This is a genomic window from Pseudooceanicola marinus (genome assembly GCF_020177265.1).
Classification (GTDB): Bacteria; Pseudomonadota; Alphaproteobacteria; order Rhodobacterales; family Rhodobacteraceae; genus Pseudooceanicola; species Pseudooceanicola marinus_A.
This window is the reverse complement of record NZ_JAIVMC010000007.1, coordinates 15571-36430: the sequence shown is the minus strand read 5'-3', so window position 1 is coordinate 36430 and position 20860 is coordinate 15571. Positions and strand designations below refer to the sequence as shown.

20 protein-coding genes are annotated in these 20860 nt (G+C 68.6%); 9 read left to right on the top strand and 11 right to left on the bottom strand.

The annotated features are described in order from the left end of the window. Positions 1-65: 65 nt before the first annotated feature. The 4 genes from LC066_RS12735 to LC066_RS12720 all read right to left on the bottom strand — a co-directional run bounded on the left by LC066_RS12735 (position 66) and on the right by LC066_RS12720 (position 3632). Positions 66-749, bottom strand: coding sequence for an ABC transporter ATP-binding protein (locus tag LC066_RS12735; protein ID WP_224899595.1), 684 nt, complete (start codon positions 747-749; stop codon positions 66-68). Next, the gene (locus tag LC066_RS12730; protein WP_412103242.1) at positions 742-1989 is read right to left on the bottom strand and encodes a lipoprotein-releasing ABC transporter permease subunit; all 1248 of its coding nucleotides are present in this window, start codon (positions 1987-1989) and stop codon (positions 742-744) included. The genes LC066_RS12735 and LC066_RS12730 overlap by 8 nt, the downstream gene beginning before the upstream one ends. A 273-nt stretch (positions 1990-2262) precedes the next feature. Beyond that, positions 2263-3051: an SseB family protein gene (locus tag LC066_RS12725; protein WP_224899589.1), complete on the bottom strand. Its 789-nt coding sequence runs from the start codon at positions 3049-3051 to the stop codon at positions 2263-2265. Then, complete coding sequence (locus LC066_RS12720; RefSeq protein ID WP_224899586.1) at positions 3048-3632, bottom strand: uracil-DNA glycosylase family protein; 585 nt, start codon at positions 3630-3632, stop codon at positions 3048-3050. The genes LC066_RS12725 and LC066_RS12720 overlap by 4 nt, the downstream gene beginning before the upstream one ends. Positions 3633-3740: 108 nt before the next feature. Here LC066_RS12720 and LC066_RS12715 point away from each other — a divergent pair, with 108 nt between their 5' ends. The 5 genes from LC066_RS12715 to LC066_RS12695 all read left to right on the top strand — a co-directional run bounded on the left by LC066_RS12715 (position 3741) and on the right by LC066_RS12695 (position 9525). Further along, positions 3741-4085 carry an ArsR/SmtB family transcription factor gene (locus LC066_RS12715; RefSeq protein WP_224899583.1) on the top strand — a complete coding sequence of 115 codons (345 nt, stop codon included), beginning with the start codon at positions 3741-3743 and terminating at the stop codon, positions 4083-4085. Then, positions 4078-5109 carry a permease gene (locus LC066_RS12710; protein WP_224899567.1) on the top strand — a complete coding sequence of 344 codons (1032 nt, stop codon included), beginning with the start codon at positions 4078-4080 and terminating at the stop codon, positions 5107-5109. Before LC066_RS12715 ends, LC066_RS12710 begins: the two co-directional genes overlap by 8 nt. A 306-nt stretch (positions 5110-5415) precedes the next feature. Further along, on the top strand, positions 5416-6681 hold the full coding sequence (locus tag LC066_RS12705; protein ID WP_222477709.1) for a Na+/H+ antiporter NhaA: 1266 nt from the start codon (positions 5416-5418) through the stop codon (positions 6679-6681). A gap of 215 nt (positions 6682-6896) precedes the next feature. Then, positions 6897-7556, top strand: a complete 660-nt coding sequence (locus LC066_RS12700; protein ID WP_085887570.1) for an ABC transporter ATP-binding protein — start codon at positions 6897-6899, stop codon at positions 7554-7556. Beyond that, positions 7534-9525: a capsule biosynthesis protein gene (locus LC066_RS12695; protein WP_224899564.1), complete on the top strand. Its 1992-nt coding sequence runs from the start codon at positions 7534-7536 to the stop codon at positions 9523-9525. Before LC066_RS12700 ends, LC066_RS12695 begins: the two co-directional genes overlap by 23 nt. A 208-nt stretch (positions 9526-9733) precedes the next feature. On the opposite strand, the gene LC066_RS12690 is transcribed toward LC066_RS12695, so the two are convergent. The 5 genes from LC066_RS12690 to LC066_RS12670 form a co-directional block, all read right to left on the bottom strand. Continuing rightward, positions 9734-11758 carry a M3 family metallopeptidase gene (locus LC066_RS12690; RefSeq protein ID WP_224899561.1) on the bottom strand — a complete coding sequence of 675 codons (2025 nt, stop codon included), beginning with the start codon at positions 11756-11758 and terminating at the stop codon, positions 9734-9736. Continuing rightward, positions 11755-12816: a HesA/MoeB/ThiF family protein gene (locus LC066_RS12685; protein WP_224899558.1), complete on the bottom strand. Its 1062-nt coding sequence runs from the start codon at positions 12814-12816 to the stop codon at positions 11755-11757. The genes LC066_RS12690 and LC066_RS12685 overlap by 4 nt, the downstream gene beginning before the upstream one ends. A gap of 6 nt (positions 12817-12822) precedes the next feature. Continuing rightward, a complete protein-coding gene (dut, locus tag LC066_RS12680) occupies positions 12823-13284 on the bottom strand; it encodes a dUTP diphosphatase (RefSeq protein WP_224899556.1) in 462 nt (153 codons plus the stop codon). A 29-nt stretch (positions 13285-13313) separates the two neighbouring features. Next, positions 13314-14513 (bottom strand): bifunctional phosphopantothenoylcysteine decarboxylase/phosphopantothenate--cysteine ligase CoaBC, encoded by a 1200-nt coding sequence (gene coaBC / locus LC066_RS12675; protein WP_224899553.1) that lies wholly within the window; start codon positions 14511-14513, stop codon positions 13314-13316. 148 nt (positions 14514-14661) lie between these two features. Next, positions 14662-15522: an RNA polymerase factor sigma-32 gene (locus LC066_RS12670; RefSeq protein ID WP_198431865.1), complete on the bottom strand. Its 861-nt coding sequence runs from the start codon at positions 15520-15522 to the stop codon at positions 14662-14664. A 140-nt stretch (positions 15523-15662) separates the two neighbouring features. On the opposite strand from LC066_RS12670, the gene LC066_RS12665 reads away from it, so the two are divergent. The 4 genes from LC066_RS12665 to LC066_RS12650 all read left to right on the top strand — a co-directional run bounded on the left by LC066_RS12665 (position 15663) and on the right by LC066_RS12650 (position 19318). After that, complete coding sequence (locus LC066_RS12665) at positions 15663-16178, top strand: bifunctional adenosylcobinamide kinase/adenosylcobinamide-phosphate guanylyltransferase (protein WP_224899550.1); 516 nt, start codon at positions 15663-15665, stop codon at positions 16176-16178. Then, complete coding sequence (locus LC066_RS12660; protein ID WP_224899547.1) at positions 16175-16762, top strand: histidine phosphatase family protein; 588 nt, start codon at positions 16175-16177, stop codon at positions 16760-16762. Before LC066_RS12665 ends, LC066_RS12660 begins: the two co-directional genes overlap by 4 nt. A gap of 76 nt (positions 16763-16838) precedes the next feature. Further along, positions 16839-17714, top strand: coding sequence for a glutathione S-transferase (locus tag LC066_RS12655; protein WP_224899544.1), 876 nt, complete (start codon positions 16839-16841; stop codon positions 17712-17714). A gap of 95 nt (positions 17715-17809) precedes the next feature. After that, a complete protein-coding gene (locus LC066_RS12650; protein ID WP_224899541.1) occupies positions 17810-19318 on the top strand; it encodes a YifB family Mg chelatase-like AAA ATPase in 1509 nt (502 codons plus the stop codon). Between the two features lie 110 nt (positions 19319-19428). On the opposite strand, the gene gshB is transcribed toward LC066_RS12650, so the two are convergent. Together gshB and LC066_RS12640 are read right to left on the bottom strand one after the other, a co-directional pair. Then, positions 19429-20364, bottom strand: a complete 936-nt coding sequence (gene gshB / locus LC066_RS12645; RefSeq protein WP_224899537.1) for a glutathione synthase — start codon at positions 20362-20364, stop codon at positions 19429-19431. Positions 20365-20444: 80 nt separating this feature from the next. Beyond that, a complete protein-coding gene (locus LC066_RS12640) occupies positions 20445-20849 on the bottom strand; it encodes a YraN family protein (protein WP_224899534.1) in 405 nt (134 codons plus the stop codon). Between the last annotated feature and the right edge of the window lie 11 nt (positions 20850-20860).

Below are 20860 nucleotides of genomic sequence, written 5' to 3'. Positions count from 1 at the left end.
GGGCGGCCCTGCCGGGGCCGCCCCTTTTCTGTCCGTGGCGCGGGAGCGCTTCCGAGCGCCGTGCCTCAGCCTGCGACCAGCCCGCCCTCGTCCATGCGCAACACGCGGTCCATCCGGGCGGCCAGTTCCAGGTTGTGGGTGGCGATCAGCGCGGCCATGCCGGTTTCGCGCACCAGACTCATCAGCATGTCGAACACCCGGTCCGAGGTCGCCGGGTCGAGGTTCCCCGTGGGCTCATCCGCCAGCAGCAGAGAGGGCGCATTGGCCAGAGCGCGGCAAAAGGCAACCCGCTGCTGCTCGCCGCCCGACAGTTCGGCGGGACGGTGATCGGCCCGGTCCGAAAGGCCCACGCGCTCCAGCAGGTCGGCGGCACGGGCGGCGGCCTCGGTGCGGGTGCGCCCGGCGGCGTACTGGGGCAGCTCGATATTCTCGGCGGCGGTGAATTCCGGCAGCAGGTGGTGGAACTGGTAGACGAACCCCACTTCCTCGCGGCGGATCGCGGTGCGGCGCCGGTCCGAAAGGCCCGTCACGTCCTCGCCGTTGATCGCCACGCGGCCGCGGTCGGGGGCGTCCAGCAGTCCGGCGATATGCAGCAGGGTCGACTTGCCCGACCCGGAGGGGGCGACCATGGCCACCACCTCCCCCGGGTTCACCACCAGCGAGGCCTCGCGCAGCACGGTGATCTCGTTCGGCGCGCCCTCGTTGTAGGTCTTCACCAGGGCATCGAGTTGCAGGACCGGATCACTCATAGCGCAGCGCCTCCACCGGGTTCAGCCGCGCCGCGCGGCGGGCGGGAAAGATCGTGACGCCGAAGGACAGCGCCAGCGACAGGGCAACGGAGGAGAGCACATCGGCCAATTGCAGCTTCGCCGGGATGGCGTAGATGCCGCGGATCGACGGATCCCAGACCCCGCCGCCGGAAAGGTAGTTCACCAGGCTGAAGATCGGGTCGATGTAGAGAGAGAACAGCACCCCCAGCACCACGCCCACGGCGGTGCCGATGAGGCCGGTGAAGGCCCCGCAGATGAAGAAGACCCGCAGCACAGCGCCCTCGGTCAGACCCATGGTGCGCAGGATGCCGATGTCGCGGCCCTTGTTCTTGACCAGCATGACCAGGCCCGAGGTGATGTTCAGCGAGGCGATCAGGACCAGGATTGCCATGATGATGAACATCACGTTGTCCTCCACCGTCAGCGCCCGCAAGAAGGCGCCGGAGGCATCGCGCCAGGTCCAGATCAACGCCCGCTCCCCGGCCGCCGACAGGATCGGGATGGCATAGCGGTCGACGTTGTCGGGATCCTCGACCATCACCTCGATCTCATCCGCCACGCCCTCGCGGTTGAAGAAGCTCTGCGCCTCGGCGAAGGGCATGTAGAGGCGGGTGCGGTCGATGTCGTAGCGCCCGGCGGTGAAGACATAGGTAACCTCGTAGGTCTTCACTCGCGGCGAGGTGCCGAAGGCGGTCTTCACCCCGTCGGGCGAGATCAGCTTCACCTGGTCGCCGGCGATGACCCCCAGCTCGCGCGCCACGCCGGACCCGATGGCGATGCCCTCGGCAAACCGCGCCAGCTCGCCCTGGGACTCCTCGGGGTTGGCGATGCGGGGGATGGCGGCCAGGTCATCGGCACGGATGCCGAAGACCTCGACGCCGGCATTCCGGCCATTGGCGTTAGCCATAAGTTGCGACTTGATCAGCGGCGCGGCACGGGTCACGCCGTCGACGCCCGCGATGCGTTCGGCCCGGGCGTCGTAATCCGAGATCACCCGCGACACGGTGCCATTGGCTTGGGCCTCGGCCGAGTTCAGCACGGTCACATGGGCGTTGGCGCCCAGGATGGTATCGACGAATTCGGCCCGAAAGCCCGCGCGCACCGACAGGGTGGCGATCAGGGCGAAGACGGCCAGCGAGATCCCGACGAGGGAGATCCAGGTCATCACCGACACGCCCCCTTCGGCACGGCGCGCGCGCATGTAGCGCCAGGCGATCATCCATTCGTAGCGGGAAAAGGGCGGCGCGGATCTGCTCAAGTCTCTGTCCTCAAAGGTCCCGGATCGGGTCTGGCGGAAGGTGGAGCGGCGGGGACGGGGCGTCAAGTGCCGCGCCCCAATATGGCGCTTTCGCGCCATGCCTCCGGCAGGAGTATTTGGGGCTGTCGGATAAGCGCAGGGACGCGCCGCAGCTTATCCGGCAGCTGGAAAACCTCCGGGGGGAATTACACCCGGCACGGGTGCAAGGGGGCAACGCCCCCTGCGCGTTAGGCCTCAGCGCAGGATCGGCGGGCTGTCGGGGTCCGATCCGGGCGCGGCGCGGCCGATCTCCTGCGGGGCCTCGGGCTTCGGCAGGTCGAAGCGCAGGCCGACCCGCGCCAGGGCTGCCGAATGCAGCTCCGAGGCGCGGAAGAAGGCCACGTCCATCTCGCCCGCCTCGACCCCGGAGAAGGTCAGCGCCTCCGACGCGGCCTTGGCCAGCGACCCTTCGGCGCCGGGCACTGCGTCGATGAAGGCCAGCATGTGCGACCGGCGGCCCTGGTCATCCTCGGTGCCCGCCAGGAAGGCGCAATCGGCGAGGCCACGGGCGGTGGCCAGTTTCGTGTCCAGCGCCGTCACCAGCGCCTCGGGCAGGCCGGCGGGCGGGTGGAAGGCCTCGATATTGGCTTCGACCTCCGAGGGGGCATGGGCCACGGTCTCGGCCAGCCAGCTGACCGCCTCCGGCGGGATCAGGATGGCCGAGGGGGTTTCCAGGTTCACCGCCAGGCCCACGCCCTGCCCTGCCAGTTGGTCCGCGATCACCCGGCCCGACATGGCCGCATAGGGCGAGGGACGCCCGGTGAAGGCGGTCAGCCGTTCCTCACGATCGAAGACCAGCACGAAGTTCACATCTTCCACCGGGAACATCTCCGGCGCGGCGGTCTCGCCCTCGGCCTCGGCGCTGAGCAGCAGGAACAGCTCGCTGTCGGCCAGCCGTTCGTAGAAGCGCAGGCGGGCCGCATCGTCGGCGGGCGCGGCCTCCATCGCGGCGTGGGCAAGATCGAGAGGGGTCGGGTCGCTCATGACAGGGCCTTTCGCACGTCGGCGCGCAGCACCGGCAGGAGGTCGGTCTCGAACCAGGGGTTGCGCTTCAGCCATGCCGTATTGCGCCAGGAGGGATGAGGCAAGGGGATCGCGCCCGGCAGATGGTCGCGCCAACCCGCCACCGTCTCGGTCAGCGAGGCCCGGGTGCCGAGGTGGAACCGCTGCGAATAGGCGCCAATCAGAAGGGTCAGGCGCAGCTTCGGCAGGCCGGCCATCACGCGATCGTGCCAGGTCTGCGCGCAGATGGCAGGCGGGGGCAGGTCCGATCCCTTGGCGTCATAACCCGGAAAGCAGAAGGCGGCGGGCAGGAAGGCCAGGTTGGCGAGATCGTAGAACTCCTCCCGCGTCACCCCCATCCAGTCGCGCAGCCGGTCGCCCGAGCGGTCGTCGAAGGGGCGCTGTTTCTCATGCGCCTGGATCCCCGGGGCCTGTCCGGCCACAAGGATCCGGGCGCGCTGGTCCAGCCAGACCACCGGCGCGGGCCGGTGCGCCGTCCGGGTGGCGGCAAAGCGTGGCGCGCAGAGGCGACAGGCGCGGATCTCGGTCAGCAACTCGTCCATGGCTGCTATCTGGGCGAGCTTGGGCAAGAATACAAATCTGATGGCGAATATTTCGACACTTCTAGAAATATCGTGACAGAGCCGCCCGACTCGGATATTTCGATAACCATGAAACAATCAGACCTCCAGGACCTCAGCCTTGCCCGCGCCGCCTCCACCTTCGCCGCCCTGGGCAGCGAACAACGCCTGACCGTTCTGCGCACCCTTGTGCGCGCAGGCCAGGAGGGGCTGCGCATCGGCGAGCTGGGCGAACGCACCGGCGTCACCGGATCGACCCTGACCCATCACCTGAAGATCCTGACCCAGGCGGGTCTGGTCCGACAGGAGAAACAGGGCCGGTCGATCCTGTGCGCGGCGGTGGCCTATGACGACCTGAAGGCCCTCTCGGCCTTCCTGCTGGAAAACTGCTGCGCCGATGCGGCCCCCGACTGCAAAGAGACCTGCGATGACTGAGATGATCCTGACCCGCTACCGCAGCCTGCGGGCGCATCTGGACGGCGCCTGGGTGGCGCTGGCACTGATCCTGGCGGCCATCGGTCTGTTCGATCCGGCCTATCTGCCCGAGGCGGTGCGCCTGGCGGCGGAGGCCTTCCTCGGCACCCTGCCCTTCCTGCTGTTTGCCGTCCTGGCCGTGGCCTACATGAAGGCCTCGGGCGCCGAGACCCTGCTGGGCCGCGCCTTCGAGGGGCGCGAGACGCACATGATCCTGATGGCGGCGCTGTTGGGAGGCCTGTCGCCCTTCTGCTCCTGCCAGGTGATCCCCTTCATCGCGGCCCTGCTGACCATGGGCGCGCCGCTGTCAGCGGTCATGGCCTTCTGGCTGGCCTCGCCGCTGATGGACCCGGCGATGTTCTCGATCACCATGGGCACGCTGGGTCTGGACTTCGCCATCGGCAAGACCGTGGCCGCCGTGGCGCTCGGCCTTTTCGGGGGCACCGTGGTGATGATGCTGAAGGGTTCCGCCGTCTTCGCCGATCCGCTGAAGGAACGCCCCGCCACGGGGGGATGCGGCTGCGGCCCGAAGAAACCCTTCCAGGGCCACCCCCTCTGGGCCTTCTGGCGCGAGGCGCCCCGGCGCGACACCTTCCGCGACACCGCGCTGGAAAACCTGGTCTTCCTCGGCAAGTGGCTGGCCCTGGCCTATGTGCTGGAGGCGGTGATGCTGCGCTACCTGCCCGCCGAGTGGATCGCGGGCCTGCTGGGCGGCGAGGGCGTGATGCCGGTCCTGCTGGGCGCCATCGTGGGGGCACCGGCCTACCTGAACGGCTATGCGGCGGTACCGCTGATCGACGGGCTGATGAGCCAGGGCATGGCGCCCGGCGCGGCCATGTCCTTCGTCATCGCGGGGGGCGTCAGCTCGGTCCCGGCCGCCGTCGCGGTCTGGGCGCTGGTGAAACCGCGCATCTTCGCCGCCTACCTCGGCCTGGCGGTGATCGGCGCCGTGCTGGCCGGGCTGGCCTGGAACATGGTCGCCTGATCCCGCCGTTCGGCGGGCCCCGCCCGGAACGGCGGGGCCTGCGCCGCCCCGCGCGCCCGGACGCCGCGCAGGCGGCCCACCTTAACTTCCTCTTGATGCGCGCCATGCCAGGTTGCATCAAGACAGGGCAATCCCCGGAGAGCGGGAGCCCGGAGACCAGATCGCCGGCCCTGCCCCCGCAAATGCCCGAAAAGCAAGCGGAAGGAAGGATCAGACCCCTTGGCGAAGCCCCCGCGCCTGTTGCCGTCCCCCGGAAAAAGCCTTAACCCCGGCTCAAAGATTACCGGGAAATGGGTGAGGGCTGTCATGTATCGTGTCTGGAACTTCGTCACGAACTATTCGCTATTGTTGATCCTGGGCGCCTTGATCGCGCTTGGATGGGCCAACCTGGATGCGGACAGTTATCACCATTTCGTCCACCTGGTGATCTGGGATCATGCGCCCATCGGGGCTGCCCACATGGCCGAAGACGGCACGGTGGCCTACCGCGAACTGTCGCTGCACTACCTTGTGAACGACATGCTGATGGCCTTCTTCTTCGCCATTGCGGCGAAGGAAGTCTGGGAGGCGGTGATCCTCGAAAACGGCTCGCTGCGCGGCAAGAAGGCGGCGACGCCGCTCTTTGCCACCGCCGGCGGCATGCTGGGGCCGATCCTGGTCTACCTCGGGCTGGCCATGGTATTTGGCTCCGACACCTACGAGGCGGTGAAGAACGGCTGGGCGATCCCCACGGCCACCGACATCGCGTTTTCCTACCTGGTGGGCCGCCTGGTCTTCGGCGCGGGGCACCCGGCGGTGCGCTTCCTGCTGCTTCTGGCCATCGCCGATGACGCGGCGGGCCTGATCATCCTGGCGATCTTCTACCCCTCGGGTGAACTGGCCCCCGAGTGGCTGCTGCTGTCGCTGGCCGCCGCCGTGGCCGTCTTCGTGCTGTGCAACGCCCTGCCGCGCCGCATGGACCGGCACAACCAGGCGCGCCCGAACTCCACCTGGATGCGCGAAAAGCTGGGCTTCTGGCCCTACCTCGTCGCCGCCTGCATCAGCTGGTACGGCTTCATGCGCGCGGGCATCCACCCGGCCCTGGGCCTGCTGCCCATCGTGCCGACGATCCCCCATGCCGACCGCGCCTTCGGCATCTTCAGCGAGGCGGAACAATACCTGACCGACCTGCTGAACCACATCGAACATGCGCTGAAACACCCGGTGGAAATCGTGCTGTTCTTCTTCGGCCTGATGAACGCGGGCGTGGAATTCAACGCCATCTCCGAACCCACCTGGCTGGTGCTGGCGGGCCTGCTGGTCGGCAAGCCCGTGGGCATCCTGATCATGGGCATCATCGGCGCCCATGTACTGCGCCTGGGCCTGCCCGAAGGCATGCGGACGATCGACCTTCTGGTCGTGGGCTGCGTCGCCGCCATCGGCTTCACCGTGTCGCTGTTCATCGCCTCCGTCGCCTTCGAGGCCGGGCCGGTGCAGGACGCGGCCAAGATGGGCGCGCTGTTCAGCTTCGCCGCCGCCGGTGTCTCCTTCATCGCGGGGATGCTCTGCCGGGTGCAGAAGGTCCAGGTCTAGGCGCTCGCGGCGCCGACCAGACGACATCACCGAACCGGGCATTTCGCCCCTGAAATCCGGCAGCACCGCTGCCGGATTGTCTTTTCCGGGTCACAATTTCGCCGGGTTCCCTTGGCATCCGGTTTACGGATCAGACATAATAAATCCAAAACGCCCAGATTGGGCGAAGACAGAGATCCGCAAAGGATCGGGTAGTATCAGCCGCCGGAGCGCCCATGCTCGAATTCGTCAACGTCAGCAAGTCCTTCTGGACGGGCTCCCAGCACAAGGTGATCCTGGAAAAGGTCTCCTTCCGGGTGGAGCTTGGCCGCTCGCTGGGCATCCTGGCGCCGAACGGCACGGGCAAGACGACTCTGATCAACATGATGGCCGGCCTGGAAAAGCCCGACGAGGGCGAGATCCGGCGCCTGTGCAACATCTCCTTCCCGCTGGGGTTCATGGGCGGGGTCATCAAGAAACACTCCGCCATGGAAAACTCGCGCTACATCGCGCGGCTCTACGGGCTGGATCCGGATTACGTCGAGGCCTTCTGCCGCTGGCTCTGCGGGCTGGGGGAATACTTCGACCAGCCGCTCGGCACCTATTCCTCGGGGATGCGGGCGCGGTTCAGCTTCGCCCTGCTGCTGGCGCTGGATTTCGACATCTACCTGATCGACGAAGGCATGCCCAACTCCACCGACGTGGAATTCAACCGCAAGGCCGGCGACATCCTCCGCGAACGGCTGCAGACCACGACGGTCATCATCGTCTCCCACCAGCCCAAGACGCTGGAGAAATTCGCCCGCGAGGCGGCCGTTCTGCGCGACGGCAAACTGCACATGTTCGATACCTTGGAAGAAGCGAAGCAGCTCTATGACTACGAAGCCCAAGGCTAGAAAATTCCGCATCCGGCGCAGCACCGGCGCGGCCGACGGCGCCCCCGCCGCCGGGCAGGCATCGGGTGACGACGGCCTGTCCGCTGCGCCGCCCCCCGCCTCCGATCGCCCCGGCTCCACCGAGGGCGCCCCCGTCCGGCCGCAAAGCCTGGCGGAACGGCGCGCCCAGACCCTGCAACGGCTGCGCGCCGAGGGACAGGACGACGCCCACCCGACCCGCCGTCCTGCCCCCCGCCCGGAAGCCGGACCAGAGGCGGCACAGGACGCCGCGGCCGCAGACCGGGTGACCCCGATGCGCCCCACGCCCCGGACCGAGAGCAACGCCGAAGATCGGCAGGCGCAGCAGCGCGCCCCCTCGTCCGACACTCGCAGCACGCAGGGCCCGGAAGCGCAGGCCGCCCAGCCCCTGCACCCGCGCAGCCTGCCGCCCCGTGGCGCAGGCATGCCCCCGCACCACCAACAACCGCCGGCCCGCGATGGCGAGGTCAGCGCTCCCGGCGAGATGACCGCCGGCGAGGATCTGGACGCGATCCGCAAGGAAGGTCTGACCGGCCGCCAGCTGCGCATGGCGCGGCGGGTGGCACAGAAGCACGGGCTGGCGCCGACCTCCGATTTCGACGCGGTGCGCCTGCTGCGTGCCCGTGGCATCGATCCGTTCAAACGCGCCAACATGCTGGAGGTGCTTCCGCAGAACAGCAGCAAGGCCCTTGCCCCCACGGGCGACGACGGCGCGGCCCTGCCGCAGACCGTCCCCGCCGGCCAGGGGTCCCAACTACCGGCCGCGCCCCGCAAGGCCCCGCCGCCGCCGGGCGGCCTGTCGGAACGGCGCCAGCGCGAAATCATGGAGATCCAGCGCGACATCTCGCGCAGGCGTCGCCGCAAGACGCTGCAACTGCTGACGCGGCTGACCTTCTTCGTCTTCCTGCCCACCCTGCTGGCGGGCTACTACTACTACCGCGTCGCGACGCCCATGTATGCGGCGAAGTCCGAGTTCCTGATCCTGCAGGCCGACGCCACCTCCTCCGGCGCCCTGGGCGGGTTGCTGTCGGGCACCCAGTTCGCGACCAACCAGGACAGTATCGCGGTGCAAAGCTACCTGCAGTCGAAGGACGCCATGGTGCGGCTGAACGAGGACCTGGATTTCGCCGGCCATTTCGCCAACCCGGCGATCGACCCTATCCAGCGCCTGCCCCCGGATCCCACCACCGAGGAAGCCTATCGGGTCTACAAGAAATACGTGCAGATCGGCTATGACCCGACCGAGGGCGTCATCAAGATGGAGGTCGCGGCCGAAAGCCCGGAGGTCGCGGCCGAGTTCTCCAGCCAGCTGATTTCCTACGCCGAACAGCGCGTCGATGAGCTGTCGCTGCGAAAGCGTGACGATGCGATGCAGTCAGCCCGGGAAAGCCTGGAACGCGCCAAGGCGGAACGGCGCGAGGCCCAGGAGGCCCTGGTGCGCCTGCAGGAAGGCACCGTGGTCGACCCCGAGGCGGTGATCGGCACCCTGCGCACCCAGATTTCCACCTACGAGATCCAGCTGCAGGAGAAGGAGCTGCAACTGGCCGCGCTGATGGACAACGCCCGCCCCAACCAGGCCCGGGTGGACGGGGTGCAGGCCGACATCGACCGGCTGAACCAGTTGCTTGCGCGGCTGAACGCCCGGATGACCGAGGCCCGCAGCGACGGCGCCTCGCTGGCGGCCGATACGGCACAGATCCAGATGGCCCAGGCCGATCTGGCCACCGCGGACCTCTTCCTGCAATCGGCGCTGCAGAATGAGAAACAGACCGAGCTGGAGGCGAACCGCCAGGTGCGCTACCTGACCACCTCGGTCCGCCCCGTGGCGCCCGAAGATCCCAGCTATCCCCGCGCCTTCGAGAACACGATCCTGGTCTTCCTGATCCTGTCCGGCGTCTACCTGATGATCTCGCTGACCATGGCCATCCTGCGCGAACAGGTTTCGAGCTAGGCCGTTGCACAGGACCGGGGGCCAGCCCCGGACCCCCGGGATATTTCCGGCCAACAAGTAATGAAAAAAGGCCGCCCCGCCGGGCGGCCTTTCTTTTGCGACAGGCAGGCCGGGCGCCCCGGCCCTGCTTCATCCTGAAGCTGAAAATACTCTGGGGGTGATAGGACCCGTCAGGGCTCAAGAGGGGGCAGAGCCCCCTCCCCTGCGCTTACTCGGCGGCCAGACCACGCCCCTTCAGCAGGGCCTCCGGCCCGGGCATCCGACCGCGGAACCGGGTGTAGAGCTCATCCGCCTCGACCGAACCGCCCTTCGACAGGATGTTCTCCTCCAGAGACCGGGCGATCTTCGGATCGAAGGCATCGCCCGCCTCCTCGAAGGCCTCGAAGGCGTCGGCGTCCATCACCTCGGACCACATGTAGCTGTAGTAACCCGAGGAATAGCCGTCACCGGAGAAGACATGGGCGAACTGCGGCGTGGCGTGGCGCATGACGATGGCCTGGGGCATGCCGATATCATCGAGGATCTCCTGCTGTTTCTGCATCGGATCCGCGGGCGCGGGGCCGTCGTGGAACTCCAGATCCACAAGGGCCGAGGCGATGTATTCGACGGTGGCAAAGCCCATGTCGAAGGTCGCCGCCCCCAGCACCTTGTCCAGCATCTCCTGCGGCATCGGCTCGCCCGTCTCCACATGGGTGGCGAAACGTTGCAGCACCTCCGGCACCTCCAGCCAGTGCTCGTAGAGCTGGCTGGGCAGCTCTACGAAATCGCGGCTGACGCTGGTGCCCGAGACGCGTTCAAAGGTCACGTCGGATAGCATCTGGTGCAGGGCATGGCCGAACTCGTGGAAAAGCGTGCGCGCGTCGTCGTAGCTGAGCAACGCGGGCTCTCCCTTCGCGGGCTTGGTGAAGTTGCAGACGTTGACCACGATGGGGCTTTGGGCGCGCGGCAGTTTCGCCTGCGACCGGATCGCGGAACACCAGGCGCCGGAGCGTTTGGAGCCGCGGGCGAAGTAGTCGCCGATGAACAGCGCCAGGTGTTCGCCGTTCCGCTTCACCTCGAAGTGGCGGCAATCGGGGTGGTAGCCGGGCAGCGTGACTTCCTCGAACTCCAGTCCGAAGAGGCGGTTGGCACAGTCAAAGGCCGCCTCGATCATCCGGTCGAGCTGCAGGTAGGGTTTCAGCGCGGTCTCGTCGATGTCGTGCAGGACCTTGCGCCGTTTTTCCGCGTAGTAGCGCCAGTCCCAGGGCTGGAAGGGCAGCGCCTCGCCATCGGCGACCAGCAGCTTTTCCATCTCCGCCTGGTCCGACAGGGCTGCCTCACGGGCCGGGTCCCAGACCTGTTTCAGCAGGGCGCGCACGCGTTCGGGCGCGTGGGCCATTTCCGGTTCAAGCTTGAAACGGGCGAAATTGTCGTAGCCCAGCAGATGCGCGCGTTCCTCGCGCAGGGCCAGGATCTCGGTCACGATGGCGCGGTTGTCGGTGGCCCCGCCGCCGGCGCCCCGCGCGGTCCAGGCGCTGAAGGCCTTCTGCCGCAGGGCGCGATCGGGGGAAAATTGCAGGAAGGGCGTGATCAGCGACCGCGACAGGGTGATGACCGGGCCGTCCTTGCCCCGCTCCTCGCCCGCCGCGCGGGCGGCAGAGGCCAGCCACGCAGGCAGCGGCGCCAGGTCGGCCTCGGCCAGTTCCATGAACCAGTCGCGTTCATCTGCCAGCAGGTTCTGGGTGAAGGCGGTGCCCAGCTCCGCCAGCCGCCCCATGATCTCCTTCATTCGCTTGGCCTTGTCGCCGGTCAGCGCGGCGCCCGCCCGGACAAAGCCGCGATGCGACAGGTACAGCAGCCGCGCCTGGTCCGCGTCGAGGCCCAGTTCGTCGCGCGTCTCCCATAGCATCGCCACCCGGGCGAAGAGGTCGCGGTTGGCGTTGATGTCGGCGAAATGCGCCGCCAGCTTGGGCGAAAACTCCCGCTGCAGCGCCTCGCGCGCAGGCGTGCTGTCGGCACCGGCCAGGGCGAAGAAGGGCGCCAGCACCTTCTCCAGCTTCTCGCCGGAGGCCTCCAGCGCCAGGATCGTGTTGTCGAAGCTGGGCGCGTCGGGGTTGTCGGCGATATCGGCAATCTCCACCTCATGGGCGGCCAGGGCCTCCTCCAGCGCGGGGGCGAAATCCTCGTCGCGGATCTTGTCGAAGGGCGGCAGGCCAAAGGGCGTGTCCCAGGGGGCAAGCAGCGGGTTGGTCATGGTCGGTCCTTTCGGATTGCGCCGCAACAGGGGCAGTCGGCCCGGGGCTTCAGCGCGATTTTTCGGGTCTCGCCCCAGAGGGCGTCGTAGATCAGCATTTCGCCGGTGAGCGTGGCGCCGGCGCCGGTGATGCGTTTCACCGTCTCCACCGCCATCATGGCGCCGACGACGCCGGGCAGCGGCGCCAGAACGCCGGCCATGGCGCAGGAGGGCGCCAGTTCGGGCGCGGGCGCCTCGGGGAAAATGCATTGGTAGCAGGGCGCGCCGCCGGCGGGGTCGAAGACGGCGACCTGCCCCTCCCATTGCGACAGCGCGCCGGAGATCAGCGGCTTTCCGGCCGCCACCGCCACGCGGTTGGCCAGGTAGCGGGTATCGAAGTTGTCGCTGCCGTCCAGCAAGATGTCATAGTCCGCCATCAGCGGCGCGGCGACCTCGGCGTCGAAGGCACGCTGGTAGGGGCGCACCTCGACATGGGGGTTCAACGCGCGCAGGGCGGCCTGGGCCGATTGCACCTTGGGCATGCCGATGTCGGCATCGCGGTGGATCACCTGACGTTGCAGGTTGGAGGCGGAGACGGTGTCGGCGTCGATCACCCCGATCCGTCCCACGCCTGCAGCGGCGAGATAGAGCAGCGCAGGCGAGCCGAGGCCGCCCGCGCCGATCACCAGCACGCGCGCCTCCTTCAGCGCCTTCTGCCCCGGCCCGCCGAGTTCCCGCAAGACGATGTGGCGGGCGTAGCGGTCCAGCTCGGCCTCGGAGAACAGCGGTGCGGGCTGGTCGGGGGGTGTCTCTTCCCCTTCCGTGCCATGGGCGCGGGCGCGCAGCGCGCCCAGGCCGCGCCGGTAGGCCAGCACCACCACCGCCACGCCGCCCAGCATCAGCCAGGCGGCCCGGGGGCCGAGGGCCATGCGCATCGGGTGGGTCTCCGGCAGGACGAACAACAGCGCCAGCAGGCAGAGGTAGGCACCAAGCACCACCGCGCCGCGCGCGCGGCGCGAGACGCCGAACTGCCCGCCGGCCAGCCAGAGCACGAGGGCCAGGAAAAGGATCCAGCCCATCAGGCCCTAGCCCCGCCCGGTGGAGCCGAAGCCACCCGCGCCGCGCGCAGTCTCGTCCAGCTCATCGACCAGGGCGAAATGGGCCTGGATCACCGGCGCCACCAGCATCTGCGCGATGCGATCACCATGGCTGACGATGAACGGCTCCGTGCCGGCGTTCAGCAGGATCACCCCGAGGGGGCCGCGATAGTCGCTGTCGATGGTGCCGGGGGTGTTGGGCAGGGTGATCCCGTGCTTCAGCGCCAGGCCCGAGCGGGGGCGCAGCTGCACCTCGAAGCCCTCGGGGATCGCCAGGCGCAGCCCCGTGGGCACCAGCGCGCGGGTGCCCGGCGCAAGCTCCAGCTCGCCCCGGTCGGGCAGGTTGGCCCGCAGGTCGGCCCCCGCCGCGCCCTCACTTGCATAGGCCGGCAGCCCCAGGCTCTGGTCCGCGCCCTCGTCCCACATGATCCGAATGGCCAGTTTCCGCATTGTCGTTCTTTCCCAGTCTTCAGAGCCGGTCACGCGCTCAGCGCCTCGGCGATGCGCGCGGCGAGCCTTTGGGCCACCGCGGTCTTGTCCATGCGCGGCCAGTCCTCGGCGCCTGCGTCCGAGATCAGCACCACCGCGTTTTCCGTGCCCCCCATGATGCCTGTCGCCGGGCTGACGTCATTGGCAAGGATCCAATCACAGCCCTTGCGCGCCCGTTTCGCCGTCGCATGGGCCACCACGTCATCCGTCTCGGCGGCAAATCCGACGACCAGCCGGGGGCGGCCTTCGGTCTTCTGCGAGATGGTGGCGAGGATGTCGGGGTTTTCCGCGAACTCCAGCACCGGCAGGGGCGCACCGCTCTGCTTCTTGATCTTCGAGGTGGAGGCGGAGGCGACGCGCCAGTCGGCCACGGCGGCGGCGAAGACGGCGGCCTCGACCGCGCCGGCGGCCTCGACCGCCTCCAGCATCTGCTGCGCGGTTTCGACGCGCACCACGTCGACGCCCTCGGGTGGCGGCACATCGGCGGGGCCGGTGACGAAGGTGACATCGGCGCCCAGATCCGCCAGCGCCCGGGCGATGGCGGAGCCCTGCGCCCCCGATGATCGGTTGGCGATGTAGCGCACCGGATCGATGGGTTCATGGGTCGGGCCGGAGGTCACCAGCACGCGCCGCCCGGACAGCGGCCCGGCGGTGAAATGGGCGCGGATCGCCTGCAGGATCACCTCGGGTTCGGACATGCGACCGGGGCCGTATTCGCCACAGGCCATGTCGCCCTCGTCTGGGCCGGTGAAGGTGATGCCGTCGCCCTTCAGCGTGGCGATGTTGCGTTGCGTGGCGGCATGTTCCCACATGCGCACGTTCATCGCGGGGGCGATCAGGACGGGCGTATCGGTGGCCAGAAGCAGGGTGGAGGCCAGGTCATCGGCCTGCCCCTGCGCCATCTTCGCCATCAGGTCGGCGGTGGCAGGCGCCACAACCACCAGATCGGCGGAGCGCGACAGCTCGATATGCCCCATCTCAGCCTCTGACGTCAGGTCGAACAGCGCCTCATGCACCTTTTCCCCGGCCAGCGCGGCGAGCGTCAGGGGGGTGACGAACTCCCCCGCCGCACGGGTCACCACCGGGGTGACAGCGGCGCCCTGCCCGCGCAGCAGGCGGATCAGCTGGGGGATCTTGAAGGCGGCAATGCCACCGCCGACGATCAGAAGAATTCTCTTGCCTGCCAGCATGGTGGCCCCCGCTTTCTCGCCGCCACGCGGCTGTCGCCGGGCAGAGTAGAACGGCACCCCGGCAGGTACAAGCGAAGGCGGGCGCCCCACCCGGAAACGCCCGCCTCTGAAATGTCGGTTCTGTCCTGGCCCGCGAGGCCCGCGCGGCTCAGTGCAGCAGGGCCTGCGCCTCGCTCGACGCGCCTTCCAGGCTCTTGCGCATCTTGGTGAAGGCCGCGGCCTCCAGCTGGCGCACGCGTTCCTTCGACAGGCCCAGCTCCTGGCCCAGGCTTTCCAGCGTGCGGGGGGTATCGCGCAGCTTGCGCTCGGCGACGATGTGACGCTCGCGGTCGTTCAGTTTCGACATGGCGCCGGCCAGCCAGCGGCGCAGGGCCGACAGGTCATGGCTTTCGGCCACCAGGTCCTCGGCGCCGGCGCCGTCATCCTCGATGGTATCGATCCATTCGCGCCCTTCCTCATCGGCGCTTTGGGTCGCATTCAGCGAAAAGTCGGATCCCGACAGGCGACCTTCCATCATCTCGACATCGCGCAGCGGCACACCGACCTCGGTCGCGATCAACTGGCGCAGCTGGTGCATGTCGATTTCCTCGCCACGCGCTAGGGCTTCACGTTCCAGCCGGGCCTGGACGCGGCGCATGTTGAAGAACAACGATTTCTGGGAGGAGGTGGAGCCGGTGCGGACCATGGACCAGTTGCGCATTACGTAGTCCTGGATCGACGCCTTGATCCACCAGACCGCGTAGGTGGAAAAGCGCACGCCGCGATCGGGGTCGAACTTGTCTGCCGCCTTCATCAGGCCCAGCCCCGCTTCCTGGATCAGGTCATTCATCGGGGCGCCGTAGCGGCGGTACTTGGAGGCCATCGAAATGGCCAGTCGCATGTAGGCGGTTACCAGTCGGTGAAGGGCTGCGGTGTCGCGCTTGTCGCGCCAGGCGTAGGCCAGTTCCAGCTCGGTTTCGGCGTCCAGAAGTTCCGCCTTCATCGCCACCCGCGAAAGCGGCATCGTCATCGTTTCGGTCTGCACGTTCAGTCCCCTCTGTCGGTTTGGCGGGATGCGCGGTGCGCGCCCTTTGGCCGCCTCTTTGACTCGGCTCTTTCGCAAGCTATACGCGCGGAACCCCCTTTCGGTTCCAAAACGGAGGCAGAAAAATGTCGGCACGACGGATCCTTGTGATCGGCGGCGCAGCCTCCGGGAAGTCGGAATTTGCCGAGGCGCTGGTCTGCGGCCTTGGGCCCGAGCGGCTCTATCTCGCCAGCGCCGAGGCCCAAGATGCGGAGATGGAGGCGAAAATCGCGGCCCATGCCGCGCGGCGCGGCGCGGGCTGGCAAGTGGTCGAGGCACCGCTGGACCCGGCCCCGGCGCTGGCGGCGGCACAGGTCCCCGTTCTCTTCGATTGCGCGACCATGTGGTTGAGCAATCAGCTCTTTTCCGGGGCCGACCTGGGCAAGGCCCAGGCCGAACTGCTGGCCGCGCTGGCCGCCTGCCCGGCATCGGTCGTCACGGTCACCAACGAGCTGGGCCAGGGCATCGTGCCCGCCGACGCACTGACCCGCCGCTTCCGCGAGGCGCAGGGACGGCTGAACATCGCGCTGGCCCGCGAGGCCGATTGCGTGGTGCAGGTGGTGGCCGGTCTGCCCAACGTCCTGAAGGGGCAGCTGCCATGAGCCGGCTGTTCCTCGTCCGCCATGGCCCCACCCATGCGAAGTGCATGGTGGGCTGGTCCGACCTGCCCGCCGACCTCAGCGACCATCGGCGGATTGCCGCGCTGTCCGAGTTCTTGCCCCGCGAGGCTCGGCTGGTTTCCTCCGATCTGACACGCACGCGGGCGACCGCCGATGCCCTGGCCCGGCCAGGCCGCAGGCGCCTGCCCGACCACCCCGCCCTGCGGGAGATCCATTTCGGCGACTGGGAAATGCTGACCGCCCCGGAGATCGAGGCCCGCGACCCCGAGCTGTCACGCGCCTACTGGACCGACCCGGGCGAGGTGGCGCCGCCCGGCGGCGAAAGCTGGAACGCCATGGCCGCCCGGGCCTCCGCCGCTCTGGACGCATTGATGCTGGAGGGCGGCGACCTGATCGTGGTCTGCCATTTCGCCGTGATCCTGGGCCAGGTCGCCCGTCACGGCGGCGAGGCCCCGCGCGACGTGCTGCGCCATCGGGTCGAACCGCTGTCTGTGACCCATATCGACTACGGCCCCGGCGGTCGGCCCGATGGCGCGCAGATCGCGAAGATAAATCACAGTCCGTGATGTATTCCCACTCAAAATATCATTTTTCGTGATGTCAATGCGACGCTAGGCTATCCGCACAACAGCGGAGAACCCCATGCCCTATGAGCTTTTTATCGGTGCGCGCACCTATTCCAGCTGGTCGCTGCGCGGCTGGCTGATGTTCGAGCCTTTCGACCTGCCGGTCAAGACCCGCATGGTCGACCTCTATGGTGGCAACATGGCACAGCAGCTGGCCGAGAACGACCTGGCGCCGGCGCGTCTGTTGCCGGTGATGCGCACGCCCGAGGGCCATGTGCTGGGCGAGACGCTGGCGATGGCCGAACATCTGGCCGAGGCCCATCCCGACGCCGGGCTCTGGCCCGCGGCGCCCGCCGCCCACACCGCCGCGCGCTGGCTGGTGGCCGAGATGCACGCAGGCTTCACCGCCCTGCGCGGGGCCTGCCCGATGCAACTTCTGGGGCAGTACGAGGGGTTCGAGGTCAGTGATGCGGTCGCCGCCGATCTGGCGCGGCTGGATCAGCTCTTTGCCCATGCCGAGACGCAGCGCAGCACCGAAGGCCCCTGGATCTTCGGCGACTGGACCCTGGCCGATGCCTTCTACGCGCCGGTGGCCCTGCGCATCGCGGGCTACGGCCTGCCCGTCTCCGACCGGCTGGCGGCCTATACCGCCGCCATGCTGGCGCAGCCGTCGCTCCGCCGCTGGCGCGCCCTGGCCCTGACCGAGGTATTCGAGCGCGATCCCTACCCCTCGGACCTGCCGCGCGGCGCCTGGCCCGGACCCGCCCCCCTGCCGGCCCGTGCGGTCGAGGCAGGCACGCCCGTCAATGCCACCTGTCCCTTCTCCGGTCGCGCCATCACCGATCTGGCGGAGATCGACGGCCGCATCCTGGGGTTCTGCAACCCAACCTGCCGGGACAAGGCCGTCAACGATGCCCTGGCCTGGCCGGAGGTGGCCGCCCTTTTGGGCTGACAGCCACGGCCGCGCCCGGAAGGCGTTAACCAAGTCCTAAGACTTGCCCCGTTAACCATGGTTTCGGCCATCCGGCCAAAGCGGGGGATCGCAGGATGCTCAGGACCTATACCGTCGCCTTCCACGGCGCCGAGGCAGCCCCGGTCGAGGTGCAATGTGCGCTATCGCCCGGGGTCCCCGGCTTCTCCATCGTCGGCCTGCCCGACAAGGCGGTGTCGGAGGCCCGCGAACGGGTGCGCGCGGCCCTGGCGACCATGCGTATCGCCCTGCCCTCGCAACGGATCACCATCAACCTGTCGCCCGCCGACATGCCCAAGGCGGGCAGCCACTACGACCTGCCCATTGCGCTGGCTATCCTCGCCGCGCTGAAGGTGGTGCCCCCCGAGGCGGCGGAGGAACACGCGGCCCTCGGGGAGTTGTCGCTGGACGGCAAGCTGATCCCGGTGGCCGGCGCCCTTCCCGCAGCCATCTGCGCGGCGGACGAGGGGCGCGGGCTGCTCTGCGCCGCCGATTCCGCCGCCGAAGCGGCCTGGAGCGAGGCCACGCGCGTCATCGGCGCCGGCACCCTGGGCGACCTGGTGCGCCATCTGACGGGACAGGCCCCCCTGCCCCAGGCCGAGGCCGGCACCGTGACGCGCGGCCTCGCGCCGCCCGACCTGCGCGACGTGCGCGGTCAGGAAAAGGCCAAGCGCGCGCTGGAGATTGCCGCCGCAGGCCGCCACCACATTCTGCTTCTCGGCCCGCCCGGTGCAGGAAAATCCATGCTGGCCAAGAGGATGCCGGGCCTCCTACCGGACCTCGCCCCGCGCGAGGCGCTGGAAACCTCGATCATCCATTCGCTGGCCGGGCTCTTGGACGGCGGCGGGCTCAGCTGCTCGCCGCCTTTCATGGAGCCCCATCACACCGCCTCCACCGCCGCGATCGTCGGCGGCGGGCGCGGCGCCCAGCCGGGCGAGATCAGCCTAGCGCACAACGGGGTGCTGTTCCTCGACGAGATGCCGGAGTTTGCGCCCGCCGTTCTCGACACCCTGCGCCAGCCGATGGAGACGGGCGAGGTCACCGTGTCGCGCGCCAATGCCCATGTGCGCTACCCCTGCCGCTTCCTGCTGATCGCGGCGGCCAATCCCTGTCGCTGCGGCTACCTGCACGACGCGGGCCGCGCCTGTTCCAAGGCGCCGAAATGTTCGGAGAAATACCTGGGCAAGATTTCCGGCCCCCTGATGGACCGGTTCGATCTGCGGCTTGAGGTGCCGGCGGTGGACTATCGCCAACTGGATCTGCCGGCGACCGGCGAAAGTTCGGCCACGATCCGGGACCGGGTGCTGACCGCCCGGCGTCTGCAGGCCAGGCGGTACGACGGGGCGACGGGCATTGCCCTGAACGCCGATCTGTCAGGTGAGATGCTGGACGAGGTGGCCGCGCCGGATGCCGAAGGACGCGAGCTGTTGATGCGCGCGGCCGAACGGTTTGGCCTGTCGGCACGGGGATATCACCGGGTTCTGCGCGTGGCGCGCAGCATCGCGGACCTGGACGGCGCGGAGGCCGTGCGCCGTCCCCACCTGGCGGAGGCGCTGGCCTACCGGGTGCCGGGGATGGCGGGCTGACCCGCCGACGCTGGTCGGTCTCCGCCATGGTCGGTCACGTCAGGGAAAGGCCGGTGCCGCGTGGCAGGCGTTCGGGGCGCGTGGCGGGCCAAACGGCCCGCCCCTTGCGATCAGGCGCGCTTCGCCTCGATCGCCTCCCAGATCTTGCCGGCGATATTGGTGCCGTCGAACCGCTCCAGCTCCTGGATGCCGGTCGGGGAGGTTACGTTGATCTCGGTCAGCCAGTCACCGATCACGTCGATGCCGACGAAGACCTGGCCCTTCTCGCGCAGGGTCGGGCCGATGGCGGCGCAGATCTCCAGGTCCCGCTCGGTCAGGCTGACCTTCTCCGGGCGGCCGCCGACATGCATGTTCGAGCGGGTCTCGCCGGCGGCCGGCACGCGGTTGATGGCGCCCACGGGTTCGCCGTCGACCAGGATCACCCGCTTGTCGCCCTTGGAGACCGCAGGCAGGTACTTCTGCACGATCAGCGGCTCGCGCGAGAAGCCGGTGAACAGCTCATGCAGGGACGACAGGTTGCGGTCGTCGGCGGTCAGCCGGAAGACCCCGGCGCCCCCGTTGCCGTAGAGCGGCTTCAGAATGATATCGCCGTGCCGTTCCTTGAAGGCGCGAATGGTCGCCAGGTCGCGGGCGATGGTGGTGGGCGGCGTCAGGCCGGGGAAATCCAGCACCAACAGCTTCTCGGGGAAGTTGCGCACCCAGAAGGGATCGTTGACCACCAGCGTCTTCGGATGGATCCGCTGCAGCAGATGGGTCGTCGTGATGTAGAACATGTCGAAGGGCGGATCCTGGCGCAGCCAGACCACGTCGAAGGTCGACAGGTCGACCTCCTCTTCCGGCCCCAGCTGCGCATGATCGCCCTGCACGCGCTGCACGGTCATCGCCTGACCGCGTGCCATGACACGACCTTCCTGGAAGGAGAGATGTTCGGGGGTGTAGTAGAACAGCTCGTGCCCCCGGGCCTGCGCCTCCTCGGCCAGGCGGAAGGTGCTGTCGGCAGCAATGTCGACGGCCCCGACAGGGTCCATCTGGAACGCGATCTTCATCTTTCGGGCCTCCGCTGGATATCACCCGGACGGTGATGGCCCATCCCGGCCCGGTCTGCAATGGGGGCCGTGCCCGCCGGTCAGGCGGCCATGCTCACGTTTTCGAGGATCTGGACGGCGCCCTGCCCGTCCACCAGGGCCACGTCGATGCGCATCTCGACGAAGGCGCCGCCATGCTGGCCAGCGTAGACCTCCGCCGCGCGCATGATGCGGTGCAGCTGCGCCCAGTTCACCCGTTGCGCCGCGTGATCGAAGGTCTTGCCCGCCTTCACCTCGACGAAGACCAGCCGCGCCCCTTCGCGCAGCACCAGGTCGATCTCGGCCCCGGCGCCACGCCAGCGGGCCGCCTCGAACCGCACGCCCCGATCGCGATAGTGGCGCAGCGCGCAGTCTTCGGCGGAAAGGCCGCGCAGATAGGCCTGATGCCCCCGGTCGATCCGCGGATTTCGAAACTCCAGCACCTCTGCCATGATCAGCCCTCTCACCTGTCGGGCCG